The organism is Hephaestia sp. MAHUQ-44 (genome assembly GCF_023806085.1).
Taxonomy (GTDB): domain Bacteria; phylum Pseudomonadota; class Alphaproteobacteria; order Sphingomonadales; family Sphingomonadaceae; genus Sphingomonas.
Genome location: NZ_JAMSLX010000028.1, coordinates 1 through 9,825 on the forward strand (window position 1 = coordinate 1; position 9,825 = coordinate 9,825).

The window sequence follows — 9,825 nt, forward strand, 5'->3', positions numbered from 1 at the left end:
CATACGACTACTCGTATGACTACTCTCATCCGCTATGACTTCCTGATCCAACGCGCCGCTCCGCTGCCAGCGACAAGCATCGCAGCAATCCCCTCAGCGGCAAGGCGGCCTACAGAACACGCTTACGACCAAGAGGCTCTGATGACCGCTTCTGGGACAAACCGGAATGGCTCCTTTCAGGAGCACAAATCGAGATAGCAGACCTTCCGGCCAGCGAACCGGCGTATCCGCTTCGCGCCCTAATTACAGACAAAGAAGCTGCGCTGAACTATCCCCGGAAGCGGCCATTCGGCGTCTCGGCATGGAGCCAAAAAGATCAGACAACTTCTATACGGAGTTCCGCAATCGCGGGGCAGAAACGATCCGCCAGGCGCTGGTCGCTTGTCAGTAGAAGATAATCGCGCTCGACGGCTTGTGCGACAATCCAGAGATCGTTCTCGTCAATCTGAAGCATTTGACCCGAGGCCCTATCCTGCCAATTTTCGATCCATCGCGGCGGCCGGCGCGCGAGGTCGAGATAGAAGTCGGCTAGGCGTGCCTTGACGTCGCCGTAGGTTTCCGCGGTGTGGCGACCGACTTCCGCCAGCGGATAGGTGACCGCTTGCACGAGCGTATGGCGGATATGACTGATGTCCTGCCCGGCACGCTGCGCGGCCTCCACTCCATAGCGCAGCTCAGCGAGGACGATCGCCGACAGATAGATGAGGTCATTCTCGGTGAACGCCTCTGCGCGTGCCTTCACCGCGTCGAAATTGGGGCGTCGCGAGTCAAACAGTACCGACACGAAATTGGTGTCCAGAAGGATCTGCTCCATCAGGCAAGGAACCTGGAGAGCGCGTCATTCTCCTCCGCAGGCGCAGGTTTGAAGACATCGAGCACCCACGCGCCGCGGTTGGGGCCGTGACCCTTGGTCAGCCATTCGAAAAGCGGCACATATCCCTTCAAATCTCCTGGCAACCAGCCGCGGAATTCGTGAAGCACGGGCCGGTCGCGGCCTGCGAAATAGTCGAATAGTTGCCGCTCGAGACGCGGCGGCAGGTCGTAGCCGTCGAGCACTAGCGCATCGATCCAGACGAGCAGGCGGTTAAGCCGCGCATCGTAGTCGACCGGGAGTACGGTTTGCAGCTTCTCGTGTAGCACGGCCTGATACTCACGGACCGCCTCGCCGAGCGCCGCCGCGTCGAGCTTGCGCGGCAATGGCATGCTAGCAAGCATGACGTTGGTGAAATCGTGATCGGTCGAGTGTTCGGTCACATAAGCGTTGGCGAGTGGCCCGTTGAGAATCGCGGCGAGCGCGTCGATCCCGAGTTCACGGGTGGGCCAGATTCCAGTGAATTGCTGCGAGACCCAAAGCCCACTTGCATCGGCGGCGGCTGCAAGCCGCCACGGACCGCGCGACGAACGCTGGTTGTTGATGATGACCTTGGGCTTTTCCCAAGGGCGCGCCAGCGGTCCCGGATAGAGGTTGAGTTCCGGATCGCTGCTGAGCCAGACCGGCTTCATCAGATGAAACGGGGCCAGACTGTCCCCGGGTTTATAGATGCCGCGCTCGCGCATAGGGCCAGCTTCATCGAACACCCCCGCGCGTTGAGAACGCCACTGGAGGCCGCGGAAAATCTCCGCCTGCTCCCCCAGCCGAGGCGCGTCCTGCAGATAGGACCACAACGCTTCCAACTCGCTGACCCACAAATTGCCTTCGGGAGCTGTCCGCACCGTCTCCCGAACTGAGCTGACGCTTCCGTCGGCAAGGAACTGTACCCTGGCGCTATCCACTACTGTCCTGGCGGTGAGCCGTAATGGCTTTTCGGCATTCTCGATTGCGCGGCGTTCCGTCGCGATCACTAAGGCGCACGGGTAAGTCGCCTTCTCGAAAATCCGGTCGGGGAGCGAGACCAGTTCGACGCGGCCATAAGCGGCGGCCAGCCGCTGCCGCAGCTTACGATATTTGGTCTGCTGTAGCACCCCACGCGGCAATACGAACCCGAGGGCCTCGGGACCCGCGTCGATGGCGGCATGGAGCGCGACCATCGCCTTCGATGGCGAGATCGCAAAGGCCTCGGGATAGTCGGCCCGTTCCTCGGCGGTGAAGTCCTCGAACGGCGGGTTGCACAGGATCAGCGTCGTATCCTTGAGGAACGCCTCAAGCGCCCCCGCCTTAAACAGATCGGTGGAACTCAAATGCCAGCCATTGGCGTTTGGATAGTCCGCCAAGATCAGCGAAAGTGTTGCGACCTCGCACGCGAAGGCATCGAGCTCGGCGCCGGCCATGCGTTCCACCAGGAACTGGTGCCGTTCCGCCGCCGGCCATTCGGGCGGCAGCAGATCGCGAAGCTCGCGCAGCGCCGCGACGAGGAAAATGCCAGCGCCCGCAAAGGGCTCGGCGATCCGCACCTTCGCTGGATCGCAGCGCGATAGATCGATCCGGCTGAGCATATATTCGGCAACCGGGCGCGGGGTGCTGTGTGTGCCGAACAGCTTGCGCGTGTCCGCTGTGACCAGTGTATTCTCATAGACGAAGGCGAGACTGTCGGACGAGATGTTACGGAGCGAGATCGACTGGCGCAGCCGTGCCCAGGCGACGACGATGTCGTCGGTGGCGACGGCAGCGACGTCAGTTCCGAGCAGGCCCAATCCGTAATAGCCTTGGATCCCGTTGAGCACTGCGGCGACATCTTCGTGTGCCCAGCCCGCCGCGGCCGGATGTTCACGATCGATCAGGATCTTCGCCGCGAGCAACCGGAACGTCAGCCGGAACGCCGCCTTCTCGCGATCTCTCCCCGATTGGGAAGGCAGCAGCAGGTCGAGCACCTCCGCCATCGTCCGATGGAGCTTGTGCTGCACCTCCTGCTCGATCGCCGGTAGCAGGCCGAGATCGATGAAATCGAACTGCACCGGGCCGCGCGGAAAACCCAACGCCTTGGCGCGATGCAGCGCTTGCGGCGTCCAGCTGTCGCGGCGCCTCGCGAACAAGGCAGGCAACTGATTGACCGGAAGTCGTTCAAGCAGCCGGGGCGCCGTACGCGCGCCAACCGCCCACACGCCTACATCGTCGCCGTCGATCGAGAAGAAGATCGGCGCACCGAGCGCGCGATTGGCCATGACCGCGGCAGCGCTGTTGGGCGCATCCTCGACCACCCCGAATGCCGCCGAGCGGAAGGATTCGGGGGTCTGGGTGAAGGCCGCCAGCGCGACCGTTCGGGTCTCGGCGGCGGGATCTAGAACGTCCGCAAAGCTATAGGCGCGATGCAGCGCGCCGGCCTCGTAGCCGAGGTCGCGCAAGCCTTGCTCGATCGAGGCGAGTGCGTTCATCGGATCCGCACCGCGCGAAATAGCGGTAGCTGCCCAGTCTGGTCTTGCGGCGCGAACTCCGCCTCGAGCACGTCGAGATGCGGATCGAGCCGCAGGAACAAGGTGTCGGGATCGCCGCCACCGACGCGGACCATTCCCTCGGAAAGGAGTTCGCCGTGCTCCATGGCGCGAAGCGCAAGCACGCAGCCGCGCAATGTCGGGAAGGGGACCCCCGAAAAGAGGTCTCGCAACTCGTGCAGGAGATCCTTGTGTGCTTGCAGCTCGATCCGGAACCGCTCGCGCAGGACCACGGCGATCCGCAACAACAGGACCGTCTGCCAGCTATAGAGCGCGGGCCGGCCCGGCCCGCCCGCGTCGATATCCGGTGGAATGAGGTCGCGTCGATGCGACCACTCCCGAAGTTGATTGGCGGTCAGCTCGGTCAGGCTTTGCACGCGGCCGGCCGGGATCATGATCGTCGATCTCCTAGATGGGTACGATGACCACTCGTTACCCCGAAGCGGGTATGGTGCCCGCTTCAGGTTGCTTAAGCGGGTATCATGCCCGTTTCAAGCCCGTTGTAATACGGTGAAGTTCGGCGGCGCTACTTTGCGGACGCCCCGACTCTCTGCCCGCTGCCGGCGAGCGACTGTGCGTGTCACGGTCGCGACGACTGCGAACGTCAGTTATTCAAGAGTGACATTGCGAAGCCGCCGTTCCGTTTACGGCCCACGAGCTGCCCGGCTGATTTTGGCGAAGGTGCTGGGCGGCTACGCGCCTCATTCCGGGCGCTGCGCTCAAGACGGCGAAATCTCGAAACCTGCCGTTCGTTCATCGTGCCTAAGGCGTCATCGTGCGGGGCGGGGCCTTTCATGACCGTGCCAAACGCGATAACCGTCGCTCAGGCATACGTTTAGTTACAACTGGGCCCCTCGGAGTAGGATTCTGGCGCAAGGATGACGACGTTACATCGAGAGGCGGGCAATCGAAGCTTCATTGACCTTCAACATCGATTTCGCGGGTTGGTTGCGACCTTTCGATCAAAGCGCTTCGTAGAAGAGCGTCGAGTCCTGCCGGAACGCGTTTTTCGTTCGGGTTTGCAGGACCTGTTGCTGGATGCGCGTGCCGCCATCGAGCCTGGGCTTTACCGAACATTTCTAGAATGGACGGTCGAGCAGTCCAAGGGGCAGCTCAATGACCTCGCCGCGATCCCTGTCGCCTATGACGAGCTTACCGGAATTTATTCTAAGGCTCCTACCGTCGCTCTGGAAAATGAGCTTCTCTGGATAACCGAGCGCGTCAGGGGCGAGACTCTCCGCATCAATGCGCTGGTCCAGATGACCCGACTCGTCCAGTCGGCCACCTTCGCCGGCGCATATGAGGAGGCGATCGTCGGTGTTTCGACAATGCAGACGATCTTTGGCGTCTCGCTTTGGTCGGTGCAATTGAGGCTTGCCCTGGAGCATCTTGCTGGCGGGCTCGAGCGGCAGAAACGTTACGCGGCGGAGTTGCGCAACGTACACCGCGTCGGCCTATTAAACTTCACCGTCTATCATACGAGCGTTCGCAACGAGGATCGAACGACCCTCGGCAAATTCATGGATGACGTCGAAGCCCGCATTTCTGCGGTCGCCGTGCACAGCGAACCGACCAAGACCTATGACCGCTACCGGCTCAAGGGCGACATGCCCGCGACCGATATAGGCCTCGCGGAAATTCTTCGTGTCGAACAAAGCCATGGCATCGTAGATGTCTACGAGACCTATATCGCGATCCTGCAAGAGCTGGCGCGGCGGAGCCCGAGCCAAGAGCGTGTCCGACTTATAATGCACTGCGTCGATCAGCTGGAAATAGATGATTTTCGCCTGACCAAAATCCAGAGGTTGCTCGATTCATCGCGCAACTTCGAGCTACCGCAACGGGACACCGCCATCTCTGATGCGCTGTTCGAGGGCAATATTGTGCCGGCGATCCGAAGAGCGCGCAAGTTGAGTTCGGACGACCCTTGGGATCACATCTATTCCGGCTTCGCGCTCAGTTATCGGAGAGCCACGGGCGATCCTATCCCTGCGAAACCGACCAACGTTGCGGCATTGATCGCGCGCATCCAAAGCCGGTGCGACGGTTCAGAAGACGCTTGGGCACAACTTGCAAAACTAGCGCTCAATCTGCGTGCGCTCCCACTCGCCGCCGGGCTTCTCGAATCAGCGATGCAATTGCGGAGGAGTCAGCCGGATCAACCCTGGCGGCCATGGCTAATCGGCCTCAACAGTCCCGCGGAAGGTCCCGAGGATCGCCCGTGGGACTTAGGCTGCGCCCTTGGTCCTCACGCAGAAGGCGTCACCGGCGCAGCTTGGTACGAAGCTGCTTGCCCCGACGAGAGCGACGCAGCCGCGCACAAACTGCTCCGCGCGATTGGCCATATTCATCGTGGCGATTTCGAGAATGCCAACCGCGCACTTGGAGGGTCGGACCGGGATTGGCCGGAACCGCTTCGCAACCTCCGCGCGCTGGTCCAATTGCATGCACTGCACGCGCTGGGAGAACGACAGCGGATCATCACCCTGCTCGCTAGCGAAGGCACCAGGAGTGCGACCCATGTGCGTTTCCTGCCCGTGGTTAGTGCATTGCGCGGATTTGCGTGGCAGGATTTCAAGGCGGTCGATCATCCTCTCGCATCGCCGATCGCGCTTCATCTGCTTTGGACTGAGGAGGAGGTTAGCGAGACAGCATCGAGACTGAGATTCGCTACTGGTCATGCATTGCGGCAGCTGGAAGTTTCCCGGCCTTCGGACCTTGAGGCCGAGGGTCTCGGCGTAGAGCAGCACGAACTTGTTTATTTTCTACGCTACATCTGCGTTCCGAACATCCTCGACCTGACTCGCCTCTTCTCGGGCACGAGGGCCATCCTTGAAGAACGTCAAACCATTTGTGGTCTGCTGGCCCGGATCGACGCCCCCAACATCCAGGACTATCAGGACGAAATCATCACGATCGCCAATGACCTCGAACTCGATGAGGGCCAGTGGATCGTCGATAGTACACGAATACACGTCGACAGCGACGGCTTGATGCGATGGGCGTCCAAAGAGCTGTCCGAAGACTATGAACGCTACCGGGACCTTATTGATATTGACATCGACGGCGCCCAGAATTTCGAGGACGTCTTGCGAGAACTGGCGGCCAATCCCGCGCAACGCAGTAATTTCGTCCCCAAAACCGAAGCTGACGCCGTACTGTTCAGCATTTTTCGACGGCTGGGCGAGGAGTTCCTGAACAATGCCAGTTTCGGCCTAGATTTCTATCTCTCCAAGCGCGTGCGCCATCAGAGCTTCATCGGCTTGATCCGCGGTCCGCTTGAATTCGCCAACCTCATCACGACCCGCGAATCCGAGGCGGGGGAATATCATCGGAACGACGCCTGGCTGAACCGGTTCAATCATCTTGACGAAGAGGCACGTTTCGAAATCGATGGCGCTCTTCGGGCCTTCGCGATGCGCTTCGATGAGATCATCTCGCAAGCGAAGGACACGTATTTTCACTTGAGAAGCATCGATAAGCCGCAAGGCATGATTACCTTGAATCTCAACGAGCGAATGGTCGGGCTGGCGCGCGCCCTGATCCGGCTCGACCTCAATTTCCCGGAATTTATCCGCGTCGCCGTGCCAATCCTATGGGCGGCGATTGAAACTTCGCTGGCCGCCATCCGGACGTTCATCGCCGACGACATCAAGCCCCGGGTAATCAAGGAATTCGACATAGTTCGCGCCCGCGTCCGTGCGCTCGCCGAACAGGAAGTCGCGTGGCTTGAATTCGATGCGGCGATGGGCGGCGCCGCGAATGAAGTTCAACGCAAGCTCGACGAGGTGGCGCAGTGGTTCGTCCATGCCGACACCTTGCGTAAGCACCGTTTGTTTTCGCTTGAGCAAATTCTGAAGATCGGCGTGGATACGGCGTTAAAGTCCCAGCGCGGATTCGCGCCGGAAATTAGTCAGATCGCTGAAGGTGACCTCAATCTACACTCCGCCAATCTGGTTTTTGTCCACGACGTGGTTTTCGTAGGTCTTGGCAACGCCCGGAAGCACTCCGGGCTCAAGGCTCCGCATGTGGATGTCACCGCGAGGTGGAACGAGGACGACGCGACCCTGACCCTGTCAGTCGTAAGCGACTGCCGGGCGTCCAACAGGACCGATAAGGAGAAGCAAGCAACCGCAATACGGAAGATTATTGCCGACGGCGCGCATGATCGTCGGACCAGAACCGAGGAGGGCAGTGGCTTCGCGAAGCTCGCTGCCGTCGTGATGCAATCGCCGCGCGGCAAGATCGACTTCGGTTTCGACGATGAGGGCCGATTCCGCCTCGACGTGACCTATGCCATCATCCAGTTCAGCGCTGAGGCTCCCGATGCAGCGTGAGCCGCGAATTCTGCTGGTCGAGGATGAAGCGCCAAAGCGCCATCATATTGAAACCCTTCTGAAGGACCTTACTCCGAGCGCCCGGATCCTGTTCGCTCGGTCGGTCAACTCGGCGCTAGACGTTCTCGAGACAGGTGCGATCGATCTTCTCATCCTGGATATGTCGCTTCCGACGTTCGACGTCGGCGAGCGCGAGCGTGGAGGCCGGCCGCAGGGATTCGGAGGGACCGAGGTTCTGCGGAACATGGCCATGTCGGAGATCGAATGTCCGACGGTGGTAATCACCGGCTACGAGGGCTTCCTTCGCGAAGGCGGAAGCACGGTTGATCTGGCCCAATTGCGAACCGAATTGATGGACGAGTTTCCGAAAGTGCTTCGCGCCGTACTGCATTACAATTCGACCTTCGACGAATGGAAGACGGTGCTCAGTGTGACTCTGGTCGAGACGGGGCTGACGGGGGATCCAAAATGCGAATCTTAGTCGTCGACGATAACCCGAAACGCTATGATCGCCTATTCATCGCCTTCGCGAAGATCGGTATCGCGCGGGAGCAGATCGACCTAGTCGATTCCGCAAATGGCGCGCGTGAGAAGCTCGGAAGCCGAGCCTATGATCTGCTCATTCTCGATATCCTCCTTCCTCTCTGGTCTGAAGGAGGTGAAGATACGCAGCATTCCGCCGACTTGCTTTTCGAGATTCGCGAAGGGGAAATTGCCAATCCGCCTCGCTACATTCTTGGTATCACGGCCGATCGCGAAGTCGCGGCAGCAGTGCAGCAGCAGTTCGAAGACTATACTTGGACCGTGCTGCACTACGCCGACGACAATGACGAATGGGTCGGCAGGGCCACGAATTGCGCGCGCTATCTGGTTGAGCGCACGATAAAAACTTCCGGAGCGGCGGTTGAGCGCGTCGATCTCGCGGTGATCTGCGCGCTCGCCAAACCGGAGCAAGAAGAAGTTCTCAAGCTGCCTTGGAATTGGTCGGCTGCGCGCCCGATCGACGATATGGTGTTTGTCCGCGACGGCACTGTTATCGTCGGCAACCGCACCCTCACGATCTGCGTGACGACTGCGCCGCGCATGGGAATGATCGCCACCGCATTACGGACCTCCGCGATCATCGCTGCTCTACGCCCCCGCGTCGTTTGCATGACAGGTATATGCGCCGGGGTAAGGGACAAGGTGAAGCTGGGCGACGTTCTCTTCGCTGATCCTGCATGGGATTTTCAGAGCGGCAAGCGTGTGCGGGATAAGGAGAACACGCAATTTTCAATGCGGCCCTACCAATTGCCCGCATCCGCGCATGTGCGCAGTCATGTCGAGCAGCTTCGCGAGGACAAAGAGGCACTCGGCCAGATCGCGACCTCCTATTCCGAACATCCTTCGGGCGTGCCAAGGATATTTGTAGGCCCTGTCGCATCGGGGTCGGCGGTCTTGGCCGACGGCGATGTGATCAAGGAAATCTGCAGTCAGCACCAAGAGCTGATCGGCGTAGAAATGGAGATTTACGGGCTATTCGCAGCCGCTCATTCTGCATCCAAACCGCAACCGCAGTGCTTCGCGCTCAAAGGCGTTTGCGATTTTGCGGATCCGGATAAGGAAGATGGACATCAACGCTTCGCTGCGTATGCGAGCGCACAGGCCTTGCGACTGCTAGTTGAGCGATATGGCGACCGATTGATAAGTGGTTAGAGCGGCATGCTGTGCTAAAGACCATCAATCTACCCAATTCCAGCTGACAGGCGATTTTGATGACCTAAGGTGTCGCCCCGATAGCGTCGAAGTTCATCTATCAATTTTCCCGGCCGAGCAACAGTATGCCTGATAGCAGGCTATCCAGAGCTGCCGCGTACTAAACGCGGCAACGACTGCTATCTCCTCCTTGCGAGCGAAAGCTGACATTCCGCAACGCGGCCCCGGAGGCGCCATAATTGGCCGCGTGAATGAACGGCCGGTTTCGACGGCCAAGCGAGGCGTCGTGAATGTCGACTTTGTTGGCAGTCCTGCGCTGATCGCTTGACAAAAAACAGGTCCAAAGCGCTATAAGGAACATAGCGAGAACATTTGAAATGAACGAGTCGATCGAACATCTCGCCGCGTTGCGACGGCTTGCCGGGGG

The 9,825-nt window shown here is 59.9% G+C and carries 6 protein-coding genes; 3 read left to right on the forward strand and 3 right to left on the reverse strand.

The features are described from left to right. Positions 1-316 precede the first annotated feature (316 nt). The 3 genes from NFE57_RS16400 to NFE57_RS16410 are packed head-to-tail and all read right to left on the reverse strand — an operon-like array spanning position 317 to position 3,761. Complete coding sequence (locus NFE57_RS16400) at positions 317-814, reverse strand: PIN domain-containing protein (protein WP_252136666.1); 498 nt, start codon at positions 812-814, stop codon at positions 317-319. Continuing rightward, entirely contained in the window at positions 814-3,309 is a 2,496-nt protein-coding gene (locus tag NFE57_RS16405) for a DNA methyltransferase (RefSeq protein WP_252136667.1), read from the reverse strand. Before NFE57_RS16405 ends, NFE57_RS16400 begins: the two co-directional genes overlap by 1 nt. Then, positions 3,306-3,761 (reverse strand): hypothetical protein, encoded by a 456-nt coding sequence (locus NFE57_RS16410; protein WP_252136668.1) that lies wholly within the window; start codon positions 3,759-3,761, stop codon positions 3,306-3,308. The genes NFE57_RS16405 and NFE57_RS16410 overlap by 4 nt, the downstream gene beginning before the upstream one ends. A gap of 483 nt (positions 3,762-4,244) precedes the next feature. Here NFE57_RS16410 and NFE57_RS16415 point away from each other — a divergent pair, with 483 nt between their 5' ends. The 3 genes from NFE57_RS16415 to NFE57_RS16425 are packed head-to-tail and all read left to right on the forward strand — an operon-like array spanning position 4,245 to position 9,398. After that, positions 4,245-7,703 carry a hypothetical protein gene (locus NFE57_RS16415; RefSeq protein ID WP_252136669.1) on the forward strand — a complete coding sequence of 1,153 codons (3,459 nt, stop codon included), beginning with the start codon at positions 4,245-4,247 and terminating at the stop codon, positions 7,701-7,703. Beyond that, positions 7,693-8,184 carry a response regulator gene (locus NFE57_RS16420; RefSeq protein ID WP_252136670.1) on the forward strand — a complete coding sequence of 164 codons (492 nt, stop codon included), beginning with the start codon at positions 7,693-7,695 and terminating at the stop codon, positions 8,182-8,184. Before NFE57_RS16415 ends, NFE57_RS16420 begins: the two co-directional genes overlap by 11 nt. Next, a complete protein-coding gene (locus NFE57_RS16425; RefSeq protein WP_252136671.1) occupies positions 8,172-9,398 on the forward strand; it encodes a 5'-methylthioadenosine/S-adenosylhomocysteine nucleosidase family protein in 1,227 nt (408 codons plus the stop codon). Before NFE57_RS16420 ends, NFE57_RS16425 begins: the two co-directional genes overlap by 13 nt. The last annotated feature ends 427 nt before the right edge of the window (positions 9,399-9,825 follow it).